Annotated in this window: 20 protein-coding genes and 4 tRNA genes; 16 read left to right on the top strand and 8 right to left on the bottom strand. The window is 39.7% G+C overall.

Annotated features, from left to right (window positions below):
• Positions 1 to 102 precede the first annotated feature (102 nt).
• From CS889_RS05055 to CS889_RS05015, 9 genes are all read left to right on the top strand, one after another.
• Entirely contained in the window at positions 103 to 1,041 is a 939-nt protein-coding gene (locus CS889_RS05055) for an NAD(P)H-dependent glycerol-3-phosphate dehydrogenase (protein ID WP_000401685.1), read from the top strand.
• Between the two features lie 13 nt (positions 1,042 to 1,054).
• Complete coding sequence (gene glyQ / locus CS889_RS05050) at positions 1,055 to 1,951, top strand: glycine--tRNA ligase subunit alpha (protein ID WP_001955134.1); 897 nt, start codon at positions 1,055 to 1,057, stop codon at positions 1,949 to 1,951.
• 1 nt (position 1,952) lies between these two features.
• Positions 1,953 to 2,684, top strand: coding sequence for a GTP cyclohydrolase I (locus CS889_RS05045; RefSeq protein ID WP_089087034.1), 732 nt, complete (start codon positions 1,953 to 1,955; stop codon positions 2,682 to 2,684).
• 9 nt (positions 2,685 to 2,693) lie between these two features.
• Positions 2,694 to 3,488: a zinc ribbon domain-containing protein gene (locus CS889_RS05040; RefSeq protein WP_089087033.1), complete on the top strand. Its 795-nt coding sequence runs from the start codon at positions 2,694 to 2,696 to the stop codon at positions 3,486 to 3,488.
• On the top strand, positions 3,489 to 4,670 hold the full coding sequence (gene waaA / locus CS889_RS05035; RefSeq protein WP_089087032.1) for a lipid IV(A) 3-deoxy-D-manno-octulosonic acid transferase: 1,182 nt from the start codon (positions 3,489 to 3,491) through the stop codon (positions 4,668 to 4,670).
• Between the two features lie 17 nt (positions 4,671 to 4,687).
• Positions 4,688 to 5,416, top strand: a complete 729-nt coding sequence (locus CS889_RS05030; RefSeq protein WP_089087031.1) for an RluA family pseudouridine synthase — start codon at positions 4,688 to 4,690, stop codon at positions 5,414 to 5,416.
• An 8-nt stretch (positions 5,417 to 5,424) separates the two neighbouring features.
• Positions 5,425 to 6,279 carry a prolipoprotein diacylglyceryl transferase gene (gene lgt, locus CS889_RS05025; RefSeq protein WP_089087030.1) on the top strand — a complete coding sequence of 285 codons (855 nt, stop codon included), beginning with the start codon at positions 5,425 to 5,427 and terminating at the stop codon, positions 6,277 to 6,279.
• Positions 6,276 to 6,908, top strand: coding sequence for an oxygen-insensitive NAD(P)H-dependent oxidoreductase RdxA (gene rdxA / locus CS889_RS05020; RefSeq protein WP_000669987.1), 633 nt, complete (start codon positions 6,276 to 6,278; stop codon positions 6,906 to 6,908). The genes lgt and rdxA overlap by 4 nt, the downstream gene beginning before the upstream one ends.
• 64 nt (positions 6,909 to 6,972) lie before the next feature.
• Positions 6,973 to 7,539 carry a hypothetical protein gene (locus CS889_RS05015; protein WP_089087029.1) on the top strand — a complete coding sequence of 189 codons (567 nt, stop codon included), beginning with the start codon at positions 6,973 to 6,975 and terminating at the stop codon, positions 7,537 to 7,539.
• A gap of 2 nt (positions 7,540 to 7,541) precedes the next feature.
• On the opposite strand, the gene CS889_RS05010 is transcribed toward CS889_RS05015, so the two are convergent.
• Complete coding sequence (locus tag CS889_RS05010) at positions 7,542 to 8,198, bottom strand: CinA family protein (protein WP_089087028.1); 657 nt, start codon at positions 8,196 to 8,198, stop codon at positions 7,542 to 7,544.
• Positions 8,199 to 8,208: 10 nt separating this feature from the next.
• A complete protein-coding gene (recO, locus tag CS889_RS05005) occupies positions 8,209 to 8,823 on the bottom strand; it encodes a recombination protein RecO (RefSeq protein WP_172825119.1) in 615 nt (204 codons plus the stop codon).
• An 80-nt stretch (positions 8,824 to 8,903) separates the two neighbouring features.
• On the opposite strand from recO, the gene accD reads away from it, so the two are divergent.
• From accD to CS889_RS04990, 3 genes are read left to right on the top strand one after another with little or no spacing between them, the layout of a single operon-like run.
• Positions 8,904 to 9,773, top strand: a complete 870-nt coding sequence (gene accD / locus CS889_RS05000; protein WP_000505081.1) for an acetyl-CoA carboxylase, carboxyltransferase subunit beta — start codon at positions 8,904 to 8,906, stop codon at positions 9,771 to 9,773.
• A 13-nt stretch (positions 9,774 to 9,786) separates the two neighbouring features.
• Positions 9,787 to 10,239 (top strand): 23S rRNA (pseudouridine(1915)-N(3))-methyltransferase RlmH, encoded by a 453-nt coding sequence (rlmH, locus tag CS889_RS04995; protein ID WP_089087026.1) that lies wholly within the window; start codon positions 9,787 to 9,789, stop codon positions 10,237 to 10,239.
• A 9-nt stretch (positions 10,240 to 10,248) separates the two neighbouring features.
• Positions 10,249 to 11,262, top strand: coding sequence for a LapA family protein (locus CS889_RS04990; RefSeq protein ID WP_001213506.1), 1,014 nt, complete (start codon positions 10,249 to 10,251; stop codon positions 11,260 to 11,262).
• A gap of 405 nt (positions 11,263 to 11,667) precedes the next feature.
• Here the strand turns inward: CS889_RS04990 and CS889_RS04985 are convergent, their stop codons facing one another.
• From CS889_RS04985 to CS889_RS04960, 6 genes are all read right to left on the bottom strand, one after another.
• Entirely contained in the window at positions 11,668 to 12,030 is a 363-nt protein-coding gene (locus tag CS889_RS04985; protein WP_001884970.1) for a hypothetical protein, read from the bottom strand.
• Between the two features lie 323 nt (positions 12,031 to 12,353).
• Complete coding sequence (locus CS889_RS04980; RefSeq protein WP_089087025.1) at positions 12,354 to 13,835, bottom strand: Na+/H+ antiporter NhaC family protein; 1,482 nt, start codon at positions 13,833 to 13,835, stop codon at positions 12,354 to 12,356.
• A 125-nt stretch (positions 13,836 to 13,960) separates the two neighbouring features.
• Positions 13,961 to 14,048 (bottom strand) — tRNA-Ser (locus CS889_RS04975).
• Positions 14,049 to 14,097: 49 nt separating this feature from the next.
• Positions 14,098 to 14,172 (bottom strand) — tRNA-Cys (locus CS889_RS04970).
• A gap of 53 nt (positions 14,173 to 14,225) precedes the next feature.
• Positions 14,226 to 14,312, bottom strand: a tRNA-Leu gene (locus CS889_RS04965).
• Positions 14,313 to 14,353: 41 nt separating this feature from the next.
• A tRNA-Gly gene (locus tag CS889_RS04960) sits at positions 14,354 to 14,428 on the bottom strand.
• Between the two features lie 314 nt (positions 14,429 to 14,742).
• On the opposite strand from CS889_RS04960, the gene CS889_RS04955 reads away from it, so the two are divergent.
• From CS889_RS04955 to alr, 4 genes are read left to right on the top strand one after another with little or no spacing between them, the layout of a single operon-like run.
• Positions 14,743 to 15,120, top strand: a complete 378-nt coding sequence (locus tag CS889_RS04955; RefSeq protein WP_017282048.1) for a RidA family protein — start codon at positions 14,743 to 14,745, stop codon at positions 15,118 to 15,120.
• Positions 15,121 to 15,142: 22 nt separating this feature from the next.
• On the top strand, positions 15,143 to 16,375 hold the full coding sequence (locus CS889_RS04950; RefSeq protein ID WP_089087024.1) for an NAD(P)/FAD-dependent oxidoreductase: 1,233 nt from the start codon (positions 15,143 to 15,145) through the stop codon (positions 16,373 to 16,375).
• Between the two features lie 40 nt (positions 16,376 to 16,415).
• Positions 16,416 to 17,768 carry an alanine/glycine:cation symporter family protein gene (locus tag CS889_RS04945; RefSeq protein WP_089087023.1) on the top strand — a complete coding sequence of 451 codons (1,353 nt, stop codon included), beginning with the start codon at positions 16,416 to 16,418 and terminating at the stop codon, positions 17,766 to 17,768.
• Between the two features lie 6 nt (positions 17,769 to 17,774).
• Positions 17,775 to 18,908, top strand: coding sequence for an alanine racemase (gene alr / locus CS889_RS04940; RefSeq protein WP_089087022.1), 1,134 nt, complete (start codon positions 17,775 to 17,777; stop codon positions 18,906 to 18,908).
• Positions 18,909 to 18,934 lie beyond the last annotated feature (26 nt).

Genomic DNA, 18,934 nt, shown 5'->3' with positions numbered 1-18,934 from the left:
ATGTATATATTTTAATCAAAGACAGCGTTTTGAATGTAAGGGCTATTTTAAACTTATTATTGTAAAATGGTGAGTTTTACAATCAATGAGATTAGGAATTTAATGGAAATTGCAGTATTTGGTGGCGGGGCGTGGGGGAGGGCTTTAGCCTTTGCTTTTGGAGAAAAGAATGAAGTGAAAATCATTTCAAGGCGGGATTTAAACGAGCCGCTAAAAAAGCTCAATGACGCTTTAATCTCTAAAGGTTCTGCCCCCATAGAGCAAGTGGATTTAGAAAGAGGCTTAAAAGCGGCACTCTATGTGATCGCTATTAGCGTGCAGCACTTAAGAGAATGGTTTCAAAACGCTTCTTTACCCAAAAACGCTAAGGTTTTAATCGCCTCTAAAGGGATAGAGGTTTTAAATAAGGCGTTTGTGAGCGAGATCGCAAAGGATTTTATCGATCCTAACGCTTTGTGTTTTTTAGCCGGCCCGAGTTTTGCGGCTGAAATCATTCAAGGCTTGCCTTGCGCGTTAGTCATCCATTCTAATAATCAAGCTTTAGCACTAGAATTTGCCAATAAAACCCCCTCTTTTATCAGAGCCTACGCCCAACAAGACATCATAGGGGGTGAAATCGCCGGGGCGTATAAAAACGTGATAGCCATTGCTGGGGGGGTTTGTGATGGCTTGAAATTAGGCAATAGCGCTAAAGCGAGTTTATTGTCTAGGGGTTTGGTGGAAATGCAACGCTTTGGGGCGTTCTTTGGGGGCAAGACAGAGACTTTTTTAGGACTTTCTGGGGCTGGGGATTTGTTTTTAACCGCTAATTCCATTTTATCCAGGAATTATCGTGTGGGTTTGGGGCTAGCCCAAAACAAGCCTTTAGAGGTGGTTTTAGAAGAATTGGGCGAAGTGGCTGAAGGGGTGAAAACGACCAACGCCATTGTGGAAATCGCTAAAAAATATGGCATTTACACGCCCATTGCGAGCGAATTAGCCTTGCTTTTAAAGGGTAAGAGTGTGCTAGAGAGCATGAACGATTTGATCAGACGCGCTTAAAAGGAAAGAGAGCATGCAAGATTTTTCAAGTTTATTATTAAAATTACAAGAGTATTGGAAAGATCAAGGCTGTTTGGTGATCCAGCCTTATGATATTCCTGCAGGAGCTGGGACATTCCACCCCGCCACGCTTTTAAGGAGTTTGGATAAAAAGCCGTGGAACGTGGCGTATGTCGCGCCCTCTAGAAGGCCTACTGATGGGCGCTATGGGGAAAACCCTAACCGCTTGGGGAGTTATTACCAATTCCAAGTAGTCATCAAGCCAAGCCCTTCTAATATCCAAGAAATGTATTTAAAAAGCTTGGAAGTGTTAGGGATAAACCTTAATGAGCATGACATACGATTTGTAGAAGACAATTGGGAGAGTCCGACTTTGGGGGCATGGGGGCTTGGCTGGGAAGTGTGGCTTGATGGCATGGAGGTTACGCAATTCACTTATTTCCAGCAAGTGGGGGGCATTCCTTGCAGCCCTATCCCTGTGGAAATCACTTACGGCTTAGAAAGATTGGCGATGTATGTCCAAAAAGTGGAAAATATCCTAGAGATTGAATGGGCGAAAAAGGATAATGAAAGCGTTCGTTACGCGCAAGTGCATTTGGAAAGCGAATACGAATTCAGCAAGTATCATTTTGAAGTGGCGAGCGTAACAAGGCTGTTAGGAATGTTTAAAAACGCCCAAGCCGAAGCCTTGCATTGTTTGGAAAACAAGCTCCCGCTGCCGGCTTATGATTTGGTGATGCTATGCTCGCATTTTTTCAATATTTTAGACGCTAGAAAGGCGATTTCGGTGGCTGAAAGGCAAAATTATATTTTACAGATTAGGGATTTAGCCAAAGGGTGCGCCGTTCTTTATAAAGAGCAAGAAGAAGAAAGAGAAGAGCGCCTAAAAAACGCTCTAACAAAGGCTTAAAATGGCGTTAGTTAAGGAAGTGTTAGAAGTTTTGAATCGCCTTTCGCCTTTTGAACTCCAAGAATCATGGGATAATAGCGGGTTGAATGTGGGGAGTGGAAATAGTGAGTTTAGCCACATTATCGCATGCTTAGAAATCACGCCTAAAATCGCTCTAAACGCCCCACAAAACGCCCTAATCATCACGCACCACCCTTTAATTTTCAAGCCCTTAAAAACGCTAAATTATGAGGTGTATCCGGGGAATATTTTAAAAATCTTAATCCAAAAAAACATTTCAGTCATCAGCATGCACACGAATTTTGACAAAACGCATTTAAACAAGCATTTCGCGCGCGCGCTTTTAGGGTTTGATGGTTTGATAGAAAAAGGCCTTATGTTAGTGAAAGAAAACGCCAATATAGAATTTGATGCGCTGTTAGAAAAAATCAAATCTTCTTTAGGGGTGGGAAAATTAGCGTGCGTCAAAAGTTCTCAAATGATTAAAGATTTAGCGTTTGTGTGCGGATCGGGGGCGTCCATGTTTTCTTCTTTAAAAGCGCAAAGCTGTTTGATTACAGGCGATGTGAAATACCATGACGCTATGATCGCTCAATCTTTAGGGATAAGTTTGATTGACGCCACGCATTATTATAGCGAAAGGGGTTTTGCGCTGATTGTGGCTGAAATTTTGCATTCTTTTGATTATTTGGTTACAATAGAGAATTTTAAAAACCCCTTGCAAATCATTTAAAGGAAAGCGATGAACACCCACCTCAAACAATTGATTGAAATTTCGCATTTGGATAAAGAAATTGACTCCTTAGAGCCGTTGATCAGAGAAAAACGGAAAGACTTGGATAAAGCCTTGAATGATAAAGAAGCTAAAAATAAAGCGATTTTGAATCTAGAAGAAGAAAAATTAGCCCTAAAATTACAGGTTTCTAAAAACGAGCAAACCTTACAAGACACGAACGCTAAAATCGCCAGTATCCAAAAGAAAATGAGCGAGATCAAATCCGAAAGGGAGTTGCGCTCTTTAAACATTGAAGAAGATATTGCTAAAGAACGATCCAGTCAAGCCAACAGAGAAATTGAAAACCTGCAAAATGAAATCAAGCACAAAAGCGAAAAACAAGAAGTTTTGAAAAAGGAAATGCTAGAGCTTGAAAAATTAGCGTTGGAATTGGAAAACTTAGTGGAAAACGAAGTCAAAAACATCAAAGAAACCCAACAGATCATCTTTAAAAAGAAAGAAGAACTCGTGGAAAAAACCGAGCCTAAAATCTATAGCTTTTATGAAAGGATTAGAAGATGGGCGAAAAACACGAGCATCGTAACGATCAAAAAACAGGCTTGTGGGGGTTGCTTTATTCGGTTGAACGATAAGATTTATGCCGAAGTGCTAACGAGTGGGGACATGATCACTTGCCCGTATTGCGGGCGTATTTTATACGCTGAGGGCGCGTATGAAAGTAACGCTCAACCTCCAAAAGAAAGCCAACCAAAAGAAAGCCAACCAAAAGAAAGCCAAGAAGAAAGCCAAGAATCCGTTTGATTGTTTAAGTTTTTCTACCTTTTATGTTTGACTTTGGGGCATCTTTTGGGTGCGCCTTTCATCTTGATTTGGAGTTTTAAGGAAAAATACCGCCATTCTTTAAAGGCTCGTTTTTTTCTCAAAGACAATCTTTTAAAAAGCGAGCCGATTTTTTGGTTTCATGCATGTTCTTATGGGGAGGTCAAATCTTTAGAGCCGATCGTTCAAGCTTTAAAAGAGCCGATTTTAATCAGCGTTACCACCCATACCGGCTTTGAATTAGCCGCTCAAACTTACCAGCATTCTCAACACATAGAAGTGCGTTACCTGCCTTTTGAAACCCTATTGTTTGCATGGGAAAAAAACTTAAAACGCTTGAAAACTTTGGTGGTTACAGAAGCGGAATTGTGGTTTAATGTGTTTGATACGGCTCAAAAATTAGGGGCAAAAACCATGCTCATTAACGCTAGGATCAGCACCCGTTCTTACCCCAAGTACCAGCGTTTTTCTTTTTTTTATGCGCTTTTATTCAAACGCATTGATTTGATTTTAGCGCAAAGCAAGGACGATCAAAAGCGTTTGTTGAATCTAGGGGCTAAAAAAGTGGTGGATTTTTTGAATATCAAGCGTTTTTCAAAGCCTGTGATCACTTCGTTTTACCCTAAAAACCCAAGCGCTTTAAACATTGTTTTAGCCAGCACGCATGAGGGCGAAGAGGAGTTGGGGTTAAAAGCGTTTTTAGAATTGAAAAAGACTTTTAAAAACGCAAGGCTCTTTATCGTGCCGCGCCACCCCGAGCGTTTTAAAAGCGTGCAAGATTTATTGCAAAATACCTTAAAAACGACGCCTTTTAGTTTGGAGTGTTTTTCTTCAAAGGGTTTTGTGGAATGCGATATTTTGTTAGTGGATAGGTTGGGGGAATTGAATAACTTCTATGCGATCGCAGACATTGTCATTTTAGGGGGTTCGTTTGTCAAAATGGGGGGGCATAACCCTTTAGAGCCGGCGTTTTTTAATGCGCGCTTAATCACAGGGGAGTATCTTTTCAACCAGGTGGCGTTGTTTGAATTAATCAAGCCTTATAAAATCGTTCCAAAAGAGGATCTGTTAGGCGCTCTTTTAGATTACAAAAATTTAGGCGTGGCGCGTTTTTTAGAAAACGGGCATGATTTAAACGAATTGCTCGCATTCATTAAACATTAGAAAAATAAAGGATAAACATGGAAAAAGCTTACAAATTATTGAGCGTTCAAGAAAACATTTCGCATAAAAAAGCTAAAGCTTTGATTGATTCAGGGTTAGTGAGCATAGGGGGGAAGAAATTGAGTGTTGCTAGAAAGGAATTACCCCAAAACACGCGCTTTAGCGTCCAAAAGGTTGAAAAACCCAGCGTGATTTTTGAAGATGAAAACATTCTAGCCCTTTTTAAACCCCCTTTTATAGAGAGCTATGATTTAGCCTCTTTTTTCAAGGATTGGGCGTTGTTGCACCGCTTGGATAAAGAAACAAGCGGGGTGATTTTATTGGTGAAAGAAAATTCAGAATTCCATTTAAAAGCTAAAAAGGCTTTTAAAGACAGGGCGGTTAAAAAAGAGTATTTAGCGATCGTTCAAGGCATCATAGAAGAAGAGCGAGAAATCAACGCCCCCATTCTTACCATTAAAACCACTAAAGCTTTCAGTAAAATCTCTAAAAAAGGGCAAGAAGCGATCACAATCATCATGCCCTTAAAAATCATCAATAAAAAAACCCTTTTAAAAGTGGGGATCAAAACCGGAAGAACCCACCAGATCAGAGTCCATTTAAAGCACATCAACCACCCCATTATAGGCGATACGCTCTATAATAATGAGCCAGGTTCAGCCAAACGCTTGATGCTCCATGCGCATAAAATCGCGCTGTTAGGGTATGAATTTGAAGCGATCCCCCCTAAAGAATTTGAAATTTAAGGATGAGCATGAACGCTTGGAATACGATTTATGAACGATTTAACCCCATCGCTTTTAGTCTTGGCGGTATTGAAGTGCATTGGTATGGTTTGGCGTATGCGTGCGCGATTGTTGTCGCTTTTTATATGGCGTTAAGAATGATCCAAAAAGATCCCAAGCGATTCCCCATTGAAAGGAAGGAATTTGAAAGCTATTTTTTATGGGCGGAGCTTGGCATTGTGCTAGGGGCAAGGATAGGATACGTTCTTATTTATGAGCCTAATTCCAGCTATTATTTGACGCATTTTTGGCAAATCTTTAACCCTTTTGATAGCCATGGGAATTTTATAGGCATTCGTGGGATGAGCTATCATGGGGGGTTAGTGGGGTTTTTGATCGCTTCGTATCTTTATAGCCGTAAGGATCTAAAAAAGCTTTTGATTTATTTGGATTTGATTGCGATCAGCCTGCCTTTAGGGTATGTTTTTGGGAGGATTGGGAATTTTTTAAACCAGGAGCTTTTTGGGAGGATTGTCCCCAAAGACAGCCATTTAGGGCAGATCATAGGCATTATGGTGGATAACGAGTTGCGCTATCCCAGCCAGTTGATTGAAGCGTTTTTAGAGGGGGTTGTCGTGTTTTTTATGGTGATGTGGGCTAAAAAACACACCAAAACGCATGGGTTGCTCATCGTGGTTTATGGCTTGGGGTATTCCTTGATGCGCTTTATTGCAGAGTTTTACAGAGAGCCAGACAGCCAATTAGGGGTTTATTTTTTGAATTTGAGCATGGGACAGATTTTAAGCTTACTTATGGTAATTGTTTCGTTAGGGATTTTATTGTATGCTATAAGGCATTCTAAAAAAATAAAGGAAAATCAATGAAATTTTTGGATCACGAAAAAAGAAGACAATTACTGAACGAGCGCCATTCTTGCAAGATGTTTGATAGCCATTATGAGTTTTCTAGCGAAGAATTAGAAGAAATCGCTGAAATCGCCAGGCTATCGCCAAGCTCTTACAACACGCAACCATGGCATTTTGTGATGGTTACTAATAAGGATTTAAAAAAACAAATTGCAGCGCACAGCTATTTTAATGAAGAGATGATTAAAAGCGCTTCAGCGTTAATGGTGGTATGCTCTTTAAAACCTAGCGAGTTGTTACCGCATAGCCACTACATGCAAAATCTCTATCCGGAGTCTTATAAAGTCAGAGTGATCCCGTCTTTTGCTCAAATGCTTGGCGTGAGATTCAACCACAGCATGCAAAAATTAGAAAGCTATATTTTAGAGCAATGCTATATTGCGGTGGGGCAAATTTGCATGGGCGTGAGCTTAATGGGATTGGATAGTTGCATTATTGGAGGCTTTGATCCTTTAAAAGTGGGCGAGATTTTAGAACAGCGTATCAATAAGCCTAAAATCGTGTGTTTGATCGCTTTGGGTAAGAGAGTGGCAGAAGCGAGCAAAAAATCAAGAAAATCAAAGATTGATGCAATTACTTGGTTGTGATTAAACGAAATCAAAAACTTTTTAACTATAATCAAACCTAAATTAAAGTTTAAGGAGTGGTATTTTGTTTAAAAGAATGGTTTTAATCGCTCTTTTAGGGGTGTTTTCAAGCGTTTCATTAAGTGCTAAGAGTATTTTAAGAGATGATGGGATTTTAGTCTCTGATTTAAAGGGCATGAAATCAGAATTGTCTGATGCTCCTGCTTGGGTTTTTGAAGACGCTAAAGTCCCCTATGAAGAAATGGGCGTGGCGTATATTCCTGTTAATAATAAATATTTAGGGATTGAGCAAGCGACTTTGAACGCTAAATTGAGCTTGATCGTGGTTTTTCATGAAATCATGTTGAAGTATAAAAAACGCTTCATGGAGCAATTCCATGAGTCCGAGCAAACGGCTACGAATATCAGCTACGCTGTCTATAATTATTTATCAACTAAGATCCAGGTATCCAACACCTATACGAATTTAAAATCTGAGGTGGCTGTGGTGAAAATCAAGCTAGAGGGTTGCCAGATTGAGCAAATCAAAAGGTATTTAAAAGCGAGCGTTGAAGACCTTAACGATAACGAAATCGCCTACATCGCTAAGGTCGCTCAAAAAGAATTCGGTAGCGTTTGCGCGTTAAGGTAGTTTTATAGCATTCTAGCGAGCATGTTTAGGGCATGCTCTACGCTTTTATTTTGAACGCTTTCTCTGTCCCCTTTAAAAAAACAACGATCAATGAAGGCTTGAGATCCTAATCTTTGTGCACCAATATAAATCGTGCCTACAGGATTAGCTTTACTCCCTCCATTAGGGCCAGCCACCCCGCTAATCGCCAGTGCTAGATTCACTTTAAAATTTAAAAACACGCCTAATAGCATTTCTTTCACGCATTCTTCGCTATAAACCCCAAAGACTTTTAAAGTCGTGGCATTGACTTTCAACAATTCGCGCTTAACCTCTTCACTATAACACACAACACCCCCCATAAAAACCGCTGAAGCCCCACTAATGGAAGTGAATGCATGCGATAATAACCCCCCAGAGCAGCTTTCAGCCACCGCCATTTTTAAACCTAAAGATTTCAAGCGCTCTATTACAGCGTTTGCGCTTTTTTTGTTGTCGTCTAATTCCACAATATTGGAGTTAAAAAGCGTTTGAAGATAAATTCTCGCTTGTTCTGTGTTTTCGCCTTTTAATTCAATGCCATCCTCTTTGACTTGAGCGGTGATTTTCAATCGCTCCAATTCTTTTTCAATCAAAATAAAACCGCTCTCATTATCCATATTCAAAAATTTAAATTTCATCTTTAACCTTTCAAAACCCTAAATTCAGCGTGCGCCATAATTCTTCCACTTCTTCTAATTCTAAATCAATCGTGCTTTGAGTGCAGAAAAAAGCCTGGATTTTTTCTAAATCCAAGCTTTTAGCTTTCAAGCAAGAGGGGTGCGCTAGAATAAACCCTTGCGCTAAAGCGACAGAACGCTCTAATTTTGCATCGCATAAAAAACAAGAATTGTAACTTTGCAAGCGCCCTTCAAAATTCAAAAGGACTGCATACATTTCTAAAATCACTCTTAAGGGGTGCTGTTTGGAGAGTTTGCTAGCCCCATCATCTAAAGTGTCAAAATAGATGCTATCCAAAGAATGCACGCCCTCTAAATGTTTGAACAAAAGAGCGCAAAAGCGTTGCCAAAAAAACAAGCGTTCCATTTCTCTTTCCCAAATATAGCCTAAATGCAAAATATTCCTTAACTTGGGTAAAAATTTATCATCGTTTTCTTCTTCAAAATCAATTTTACGCCCCACATTCAGCACGCTGTGGCGTTTGCCATAGAAACGATAGAGGGTTTTGAGCTGGTTTTTGGTTAAAACGTGCACGATCAAATCTTCATCTCTTATGCTTTGTGTTTGTAAAAGAAACCCTTGCATCACTACTCTTAAACTAATTTGGTTTATTATAAGCAAAACTTGGATACAATCCTAATAAAACTGCAAAATTAAGGAAAAACATGGGATTTGCAGATTTCTTTAAAAATTTTAAGATCAATAAATTGCGGACAACACCAAGTAAGGAAGAACAGCCAAGCCATTGGGTGAAATGCCCTAAATGTTATGCGTTAATGTATTATAAAGAAGTGTTTGGCAAATACAGCGTGTGCTTGAAATGCCATTACCATTTCCGCATGAACGCGACTGAAAGGATTGAATTTTTATGCGATGTGGGGAGTTTTGAAGAGTTTGACAAGCACTTACGGCCTAATGATCCTTTGAATTTCGTGGATAAAGAGAGCTATAAGCAACGCATTAAAAAATACGAAAAAAGGACTAACCGCCCAAGCTCAGTGATCAGCGGTGAGGCTAAAATCAACCGCATGCCTTTGCAGATCGTGGTGTTTGATTTTAGCTTTATGGGGGGGAGTTTAGGCTCTGTGGAAGGCGAAAAGATCGTAAGAGCGATCAATCGCGCGGTCGCCAAAAAAGAAGCGTTGTTGATCGTTTCAGCGAGTGGGGGGGCTAGGATGCAAGAATCCACTTATTCGCTCATGCAAATGGCTAAAACGAGCGCGGCTTTGAACCGATTGAGTGAGGCCAAACTCCCTTTCATTTCGCTCTTAAGCGATCCCACTTATGGGGGCGTTAGCGCGTCTTTTGCTTTTTTAGGGGATCTCATTATCGCAGAGCCAGGGGCGATGATAGGTTTTGCAGGGCCTAGGGTGATTAAACAAACCATAGGGGCGGATTTGCCTGAGGGCTTTCAAACAGCGGAATTTTTATTGGAGCATGGCTTGATTGATATGATTGTGCATAGGAAGGATTTGAAGAAGACTTTGAGCGATCTCATCGCTATGATGACGCATAAGACTTCAAAGATTTTTTAAAGTTTTAAGATTGATGCGTTGCGTGGTGTATTCTATCGCTAAAAATTCGCCCCTAGATTTGGTGAAAAGTTATCAAAAGCAATGCAAGCGATTTGATTGCGAGTTGGAATTAGTGGATTTATTCCCTAAAAATACCGCCAACGCTCAAAAAGTTTCTAAAGAACTGGTTCAAAAAAGCTACTCTCTAGCCTTTGAGCCGTATTTAAACCCTAAGGCAAAAAATATTGCCTTACACCCTAAAGCTCAAAGGGGCGACAGCTTTGCGTTTAGTAAAATGTTAGAAAATCATCTTAATATTAATTTTTTTATCGCTGGAGCGTATGGGTTTGAAGAAAAGTTTTTAAAGGATTGTCAAGCTTGGAGTTTGAGCGAGATGACTTTTAGCCATGAAGTGGCTAAAATTGTCTTATGCGAGCAAATTTATAGGGCTTTGAGCATTATTTTTAAGCATCCATACCATAAATAGGAGGCGTGCATGCGTTTTTACATTATCTTTACATTTTTGTTTATTGTGGGTTTTGGCGTGTTTGTTTATAGTATTGATCCGCAAGCTTACGCTTTCAATTTAGGGAGCTATAGCTTTAACCTCCCCATTGCGGTATGGCTTATGGGCGTTTTGGGCATGTTCGCTTTTTTTTCATGGGTTTTTTTATTCAAGCACAATCTCAGCTATAAAATCCGCTTATACCATGAAAAAAAGGATTTTGACAAATTGCTCAAACAAATCCTATCCCAAGATACCCAAAAGACTTTTTTAAAAACAAAATTTAAAAGCGATCTCGCTAAAAATCTCTCTCAAATCTTAGCCCGCTATGATTTGAAAGCTGATTTAAACACGCCAAATAGCGGGTGCGAAAAAGTGGATAACCTTTTTAAACATTACCACAATATAGAAAATAACACCCTTGAGCCTAAAGATCACGCTAAACATTCCCTAGCTTATGAGCATGCTTATTTTTCTAAACGCTTGAAAGCTTTCATTCATAACGATTTGAAAAACGCCTTTGAAGTTTTAACAAACGCGCAAATCCCTTTGGAATTACGCCGCTACGCTTTTATAGAAATCGCCCAAAAAGGCAGCAAAAAAGAGGTTTTAAAGGCTGTGAATGCGATGCAAGAGGATTTGGATAAAGAGTGCGTGAAAGCTTTTTTAAAAGCCTTTTTTGAAAAATCTTTAAACACAGACACTTTAAAAATTTCAGAGCTTTGCAAAAAGGTGGGTTATGACAAAGACGATTATTTAAAGCTCGCGCAAAAAGCGCAAAAATTTCTTGTTCCCGATCAATGGTTCCAATTTTTTGAGATTTTAAGCCAAGAAGACGATAAGGCGCAAAAAGCCTTTTTATTCGTGTTGTTAGAATTAGAAATGAATGATCTCGCTAAAGAGCATCTAGCGGTTTTATCTTTTGAAGAATACATGCTTTTAAACGCCTACATGGATTTGAAACAAGAGCATAAAAAAGCCTATAAGTTGGAAGCGTTTTTGTAGAGGGTTTGTTTTGTTTCATGTTTTTAGGGCAGATAAAAATAGATGGTTGCAAAAAATTCAAGGAATGGGCTAATTAAATCGCTTTTAGCGCCAAATGATAAGAGGAAAGAGATTAATCCTTTAACCCTGATGGGATTAATCCTTTAAAAAGAAACAACTAAAGCCAAAAATACGCTATAACCACCATAAAAGGTTTTAGTAACCCATTTTGATGAAAACAGAACCTTTTTAAGTTTATAAATTTTCTATGGATTTTATCCATGTTTTGAAAATACTTTGCTCAATCAACACGATGAAAAGAGTTTTAAGAAGATTTAAAAAATGGCTAAAGGAACAAATTTGCGTCTTTTAAAAGATGATATTTTAAAAGACAAAAGGGTATTAAAGAATACCCCAAATAACGCTTTAAAAACGCATCACCATAGTCGCCATGTATGAGCCTGATTGGAAGTTGCTAGGAGCGCCCTCAGGTAATTTGATATGGACATATTTTTGACAACCATTAACCGCTTTTTCATAATTTTTAGCGAAAGAATGGTGGTGGCGGTTTTCTAAAGGCTCTTTCATGTGTTTGCTCATCAACGCAGAATGCTTCAATTTGACAAACAAAAGCAAGTTTTCACCAAACAACGACTTCATCGTGAAAGCGAACGCTCGTTTATAGAATGTCCGTTTGTCAATATCAATCCCAATAATCCCACTTCCAGCCGAATAGACCAAAGGTTTTGAATACAATCTCAGATCATCGCCATTCAAAACGCTTAACAAAATCCCTAAACTTATTAGTGTCCTAACCCCATTTTCTTTCCTTAGATATAACATTATCCGTGTGTTTAACAGATAAAGAAATTTAACTTAAAACACCTTAATGGTTGATTAAAAAATTAAAAAAAATGTATTTTTTTAAAAAGCGTTACGATTTAGAGGTTTGTGAAGATTTTTATAATTGATAGTTATTTTTGAATAACTTTTTTTAATTGATTGATAATGAAATAAGACTCTTTTTTAATCCAACATGGATCGCTAAAACCTTATTTTAATTTTAAAAAATGGGATTTTTAAATTTTTAGGTCAATGTCCAATTTAAGTTTTTAGTTTTCACCATAAAACCTTTTTAAAAGATAAAACACCCCCACAAGTAAAGCTATACCGACTAAAAGAGCGAGCGGGCGCGAATGCATAAAGCTTGCCACCCCTAAACTCACCGCACTGCAAAGCATCGCAATAGTCGCATAAGGGAGTTGCGTGATGAAATGGCTTTGCACCGAACACCCTGCCCCCGTAGCTGATAATATAGTCGTGTCAGAAATGGGGCTTGTGTGATCCCCATAAACCGCCCCAGAAAGGATCGCTGAGACAATCAAAATAATATCGCTTTCATTGGCCATGCCCGCTCCAATGGGCAACATGATCGCAAACGCCCCCCAGCTTGTGCCGGTAGAAAAGGCGATAAACCCAGAAATTAAAAAAAAGATTAAAGGCATGTACACGCCCCCCCCACTATTTAAAAATCCCTTGCTCACTTGCGCCAAATAAAGCCCCGTTTGAGCGTCGTCTCTGATCACAGGCCCAATAGCCCAAGCGAGCGTTAAAACCAGTATCGCTGGCCCCACACTTTTAAAGCCTTCAATAATGAGTTTTAAAAAACTCCCTTTTTCTAAAAATGGATAAGCCAAAAGATAAGTGACAATGAGCGAAAACAGCCCTCCATAAAAGAGCGAAAAACTCGCATCGGTGTTTTTTAAGATCGCTCCAGTATAAAAAATCAATGATGAAATGGACACGATCAATAATAAAATGGAAAGGGGTAACAAGCTTAAGGGGGCTAGCTTTGAAGAGTCCTCTTCTTGCTCGCTATAAAAATCCTTCACGCCTATGTTTTGATACTTCCTCATGCTAGGGAGGTTGATTTGCCATAAAATAGTGAGAAAAACCGCAATGAGTGCAAAAATCGCATAATAATTACTGCTCAAGCTTTGGACAAGCACCGAAAAACTATCTTTTAATAGGGGCGAGTTGTCGTTATTCATGATCCCCATGATATATGCCCCCCAGCTAGAAATAGGGACCAATAAACACACCGGCGCTGAAGTGGAGTCTATAATATAGGCCAAGCGCTCTCGTGTGGAGTTATGAGCGTCGTTTAAAGACTTTGAGATTTGCCCCACGGTTAAGGCGTTAAAATAATCATCTACAAAAATAATGATGCCTGAAAAAAAGGCGATAAATTCAGGGGTTTTAGCGTTTTTAGAGTATTTTTTGGCTTTTTTGACAAAGTTCTGCACGCTACCGGATTTTAGAATCACTTGGCTTAAGATGCCTAAAAAGATTAAAAACCCAAAAACATAGAGGTTGGAAAGATTGAAATTAAGCCCCTTTTCTGGCTCATAAGTGTAAAAAACGGAAGTGATTTTATGATAAATATATTCTACGAGTTGGGAAAGGTGCAACGAATGCATTAAAACAGCGCTCGCTAAAATGCCTGTAAATAACGAGAGCGCGACTCTTTTAGTGAAAACCACCATTAAAATAACGATAAGAGGAACAATAAGGCTTGATGCTGACAATCCCACCGAATAAAATCCTTTAAATCAATCTTTAAATTTCAATTAAAAGAGACAATCAATATTCACAAAATTCTTTGTTAAAAGAAGAGATGAATTTGCCAAAACCAATCGCTTAAAAGATTTCAATCAAGTGGCCGGGAGAGAGGGATTCGAACCCCCGGAGGTATGACCCTCAACGGTTTTCAAGACCGCCGCTTTCAACCACTCAGCCATCTCCCGCTATTTTCATAAAAGTCCCTTGCAAAAGTCCCTAAATGACTACAATAAATGGAGGCGACACCCGGATTCGAACCGGGGGATCAAAGTTTTGCAGACTCATGCCTTACCACTTGGCTATGTCGCCTTAAATTTTAACACTAGCGTATTCAAAAAATAAAATCAAATCGCACTCAAAAATGGTGCCCAAAGCCGGACTTGAACCGGCACGGTATTGCTACCGAGGGATTTTAAGTCCCTTGTGTCTACCAATTCCACCACCTGGGCAAACTAAATAGAAACCATGCTCTAGAAGTTAAATCAAAATATGGAGCGGGAAACGGGGATCGAACCCGCGGCCCCGACCTTGGCAAGGTCGTGCTCTACCACTGAGCTATTCCCGCGCTCTTTATTCAAAAAGACGATTGTTATTGTATCTAAACTCAATAATAAAAGTCAAGGGCTTATGAAAAATTTCAAAACTGATTTTAAAATCAATCAAAACAGCCAAAATCCCTTTTATTTAAAAAATGAACAATAATGTTTTGAGTTTCCATTCAAACAAAACCCGTTCAAGAGTTTCTAAATATGGGTAAAAAATATACAATACCTTATAATAAGATGAAAATTCATGGCGTTTTGCGTTCGTTTTTTATTTCTTTTTAATTTGATTGCATAATAATAGCTGACATAACACATAATCATAGGAGTTTCAATCATGAAAGAAGTCATCCATTCAACGCTAGCCCCAAAGGCTATAGGCCCTTACTCTCAAGCTATCGCCACTAACGATCTTGTTTTTGTCTCTGGGCAATTAGGCATTGACGCGAGCACCGGCGAATTTAAAGGCACGGACATTCATTCTCAAACCACGCAGTCAATGGAAAATATCAAAGCGATTTTAAAAGAAGCAGGGTTAGGGATGGATAGTGTGGTTAAAACGACTATTTTATTGAAAAGTTTAGACGATTTTGCTGTGGTGAATGGAATTTATGGGAGTTATTTTAAAGAGCCTTATCCGGCTAGAGCGACTTTTCAAGTGGCCAAACTGCCTAAAGACGCTTTAGTAGAAATTGAAGCGATAGCCATTAAGTGATCTTATTAAAGGGACTATCAGCATGAAAAAAGAAGTCGTGGTAATCGGCGGTGGGATTGTAGGGCTTTCTTGTGCGTATTCTATGCACAAGTTAGGGCATAAGGTTTGCGTGATTGAAAAAAGCGATGGCGCAAACGGCACTTCTTTTGGGAATGCCGGGCTTATTTCTGCGTTTAAAAAAGCCCCGCTCTCATGCCCGGGTGTGGTGTTAGACACCCTAAAGCTCATGCTCAAAAACCAAGCCCCTTTAAAATTCCACTTTGGGCTTAATTTAAAGCTCTATCAATGGATTTTAAAGTTTATGACAAGCGCGAACGCTAAGTCCACGCACCGCACCATGGCGTTGTTTGAACGCTACGGGTGGCTGAGTATTGATATGTATCATCAAATGCTAGAAGACGGCATGGATTTTTGGTATAAAGAAGATGGGTTGTTGATGATCTACACCTTAAAAGAAAATTTTGAAAAAAAGCTTAAAACTTGCGATAACAGCGGCGCTTATAAGATTTTAAATGTGAAAGAAACCAAAGAATACATGCCTATCGCTAATGACAATATCTGCGGGAGCGTGCTTTTAACTGAAAACGCGCATGTGGATCCGGGCGAAGTGGTGCGCTCTTTACAAGAATATCTACAAAATGTGGGCGTGGAGTTCCTCTATAATGAAGAAGTGGTTGATTTTGAGTTTAAAAACAACCTTATCGAGGGCGTTATCACGCATAAGGAAAAAATCCAAGCAGAAACAATCATTCTAACCACTGGGGCTAACCCCACTCTCATTAAAAAAACCAAGAACGATTTTTTAATGATGGGGGCTAAAGGCTATAGCATCACCTTTAAAATGCCTGAAGAATTGAAGCCCAAAACCTCTTCCTTATTTGCGGATATTTTCATGGCAATGACCCCACGAAGAGACACTGTAAGGATCACTTCTAAATTAGAATTAAACACCAACAACGCTCTCATTGACAAAGAGCAAATCGCTAACATGAAAAAGAATTTAGCCGCTTTCACGCAGCCTTTTGAAATGAAAGACGCCACAGAATGGTGCGGTTTCAGGCCCTTAACCCCTAATGATATTCCTTATTTGGGCTATGACAAACGCTATAAAAACTTAATCCATGCGACAGGATTGGGGTGGCTTGGCATCACTTTTGGCCCGGCCATTGGTAAAATCATCGCCAATTTGAGCCAAGATGGAGCGAATGAAAAAAATGCCGATATTATGCTTTTTTCTGCATTTTTTAGGGATTAAGGAATTTCTTTTTTAAACCCTAGTTTATTGAGGAGTTTTTATGGAGACGATTGATTCGGTGGTGCGTTTATTATCTAATTTGGTGTGGGGGATTCCCATGCAAATTTTATTAGTAGGCACCGGCTTGTTTTTAACCTTCTATCTTAGGGGTCTGCAATTCAGTAAAATCTTTTATGCGATCAAAATCCTTTTTGATAAAGAGTCCCAATCTAAGGGCGATATTTCGCAATTTTCCGCTCTCATGCTTTCTTTAGGAGCGACTGTAGGCATTGGGAGTATCGTAGGCGTAGCGACCGCTATCAGCATCGCAGGGCCAGGAGCGGTGTTTTGGATGTGGGTTACTGGGCTTGTTGGCATGGCGACTAAGTATTCTGAGGGGATTTTAGCGGTGAAATACAGGGAAAAAGGGGCGTTTGGATACAACGGAGGGCCCATGTATTACATCAAAAACGGCCTTAACATGCCCAAACTCGCCATGGCGTTTGCGATTTTTACGATTATTGCGAGCATTGGCACCGGTAACATGACGCAATCTAATGCGGTTTCTTCCATTTTAAGCGAACAAGCGAACTTGCCCACTTGGGTTTCAGGCTTATTGCTCACCCTTTTAACCGCTGTTATTGTCATAGGGGGGATCAAATCCATTGGTAAATTCACTTCTTACTTAGCTCCTGTCATGGTGCTTTTATATTTGATCGCTATTATTTATATTATTGTTAGCCATTTTGATTTAGCCGTTCAAGCGATCAAACTCATTTTTGAAGAAGCCTTTAACCCTAAACCCGTTGTGGGCGGAGCGAGCGGCGCGTTGGTAGCGACAATGATAAAAACGGGCGTGGCTAGGGGGTTGTATTCTAATGAAGCGGGGTTAGGGAGCTCAGCCATTATTGCCGCAAGCGCTCAAACACACCACCCGGTGCGCCAAGCCCTAGTGTCCATGCTCCAAACTTTTATCGTGACTTTAGTGGTGTGTTCGGCGACGGCGAGCGTGATTTTAATGGCGCCAGAATACAACACCTTGCTCCCTAATGGGGAGAAATTGAGCGCTAATTTGCTCACTCTAAAAAGCACGGAATATTTTCTAGGCTCATTAGGGACGGTGGTGATTTTTACAACCATGATCTTTTTTGCTTACTCTACGATCATTGGTTGGGCTTATTATGGGGAAAAATGCGCTGAATACGCCTTTGGTGAAAAAAAAGTGAAATATTACCGCTTGATCTTTTTAGCGAGTGTGATGGTGGGGGCTATGGCTAAAATTGATTTTGTGTGGAATTTAGCGGATCTTTCTAACGGGCTTATGACTATCCCTAATTTGATCGCGTTGATTTTGTTGCATAAGGTGGTTTCTTCGGAAACGCGCTGGTATTTTAGCAAGCATTCTAACAAGTAAGACAGCATGTTAAAAAGGGCGAGTTTTGTAGAAGTGAACACCCATTCCTTAAGGCATAATTTTCATGCAGTCAAAAGCATTGTCCCTAAAGACGCTTGTGTCATGGCGGTTGTTAAGGCGAACGCTTATGGGGCGGGGGCATTAAAAGCGAGCGAAATTTTTTTACAAGAAGGGGCTAATTATTTAGGGGTAGCGACATTAGATGAAGCTTTAGAATTGCGCTCTCATTTTTCTCAAACCCCCATTTTGATTTTAGGCTATAGCCCTAATACTAACGCTTCCATGCTGATTGATAACGATTTGAGCGCTATGGTTTTTAGCCTTGAGCAAGCGGAGGTTTTTTCTCAAGTGGCTTTAAAGTCTCAAAAACGCTTAAAAATTCATCTCAAAATTGATACTGGCATGCACCGCTTGGGTTTAGAGCCTAATTTTAAAAGCATAGAAATCATTAAAAAAATCCGCACTTTAAAAGGCTTGGAAGTGGAAGGGATATTCACGCATTTAAGCAACGCTGATTCTAACATTAAAACCCATGCTAAAAACCAGATGAAAGCCTTTAACGCTTTTTTGGAACAGCTTTTGGATCAAAAAATAGAGTTCCAATACCGCCATGCCTATAATTCCGCCGGCATCCTTTCTTTGTGTAACGGGAATGAAAATCGTTTGTTAAACCTTTATCGCCCAGGCATCATGCTCTATGGTTTTTACCCTTCTAATGAAATGAAAGAGTCGTCTCAAACGATATTAAAAAATGTTATCAGTTTAAAAGCGCGAATCGTTCAAATCAAACGAGTCAAAAAAGGCGAATTTATTGGCTATGGCGAGCATTTTTACACCAATGAAGAAACTTTAGTGGGCGTTTTAGCTCTAGGGTATGCGGACGGGTTGGTGCGCGCTTTGGGCAATCGCATTCAAGTAGCGATCAATAACCAATTAGCCCCTCTTATTGGCAAGGTGTGCATGGATCAGTGCTTTGTCAAACTCAATGATATTGAAGCCAAAGAGGGCGATGAGGTCATTTTGTTTGGGGATAAAAGCGCTAAGGCTAATGACGCAAGCGAGATTGCTACGCTTTTAAACACCATTCCTTATGAAACCATCAGCACTTTATCCAAACGCTTGGAACGCGTTTATGTGTGAAATAAAATCATGTAAAATTTTTATTT

Source organism: Helicobacter pylori, assembly GCF_900120335.1.
Lineage (GTDB): Bacteria > Campylobacterota > Campylobacteria > Campylobacterales > Helicobacteraceae > Helicobacter > Helicobacter pylori_BU.
This window is presented reverse-complemented; position numbering and strand designations above follow the sequence as displayed.

Coding starts and splice junctions, on each gene's coding strand:
- CS889_RS05055 (WP_000401685.1), top strand. CDS start 103: ATGGAAATTGCAGTATTTGGTGGCGGGGCGTGGGGGAGGGCTTTAGCC.
- glyQ (WP_001955134.1), top strand. CDS start 1,055: ATGCAAGATTTTTCAAGTTTATTATTAAAATTACAAGAGTATTGGAAA.
- CS889_RS05045 (WP_089087034.1), top strand. CDS start 1,953: ATGGCGTTAGTTAAGGAAGTGTTAGAAGTTTTGAATCGCCTTTCGCCT.
- CS889_RS05040 (WP_089087033.1), top strand. CDS start 2,694: ATGAACACCCACCTCAAACAATTGATTGAAATTTCGCATTTGGATAAA.
- CS889_RS05030 (WP_089087031.1), top strand. CDS start 4,688: ATGGAAAAAGCTTACAAATTATTGAGCGTTCAAGAAAACATTTCGCAT.
- lgt (WP_089087030.1), top strand. CDS start 5,425: ATGAACGCTTGGAATACGATTTATGAACGATTTAACCCCATCGCTTTT.
- rdxA (WP_000669987.1), top strand. CDS start 6,276: ATGAAATTTTTGGATCACGAAAAAAGAAGACAATTACTGAACGAGCGC.
- CS889_RS05010 (WP_089087028.1), bottom strand. CDS start 8,198: ATGAAATTTAAATTTTTGAATATGGATAATGAGAGCGGTTTTATTTTG.
- recO (WP_172825119.1), bottom strand. CDS start 8,823: ATGCAAGGGTTTCTTTTACAAACACAAAGCATAAGAGATGAAGATTTG.
- accD (WP_000505081.1), top strand. CDS start 8,904: ATGGGATTTGCAGATTTCTTTAAAAATTTTAAGATCAATAAATTGCGG.
- rlmH (WP_089087026.1), top strand. CDS start 9,787: ATGCGTTGCGTGGTGTATTCTATCGCTAAAAATTCGCCCCTAGATTTG.
- CS889_RS04990 (WP_001213506.1), top strand. CDS start 10,249: ATGCGTTTTTACATTATCTTTACATTTTTGTTTATTGTGGGTTTTGGC.
- CS889_RS04955 (WP_017282048.1), top strand. CDS start 14,743: ATGAAAGAAGTCATCCATTCAACGCTAGCCCCAAAGGCTATAGGCCCT.
- CS889_RS04950 (WP_089087024.1), top strand. CDS start 15,143: ATGAAAAAAGAAGTCGTGGTAATCGGCGGTGGGATTGTAGGGCTTTCT.
- CS889_RS04945 (WP_089087023.1), top strand. CDS start 16,416: ATGGAGACGATTGATTCGGTGGTGCGTTTATTATCTAATTTGGTGTGG.
- alr (WP_089087022.1), top strand. CDS start 17,775: ATGTTAAAAAGGGCGAGTTTTGTAGAAGTGAACACCCATTCCTTAAGG.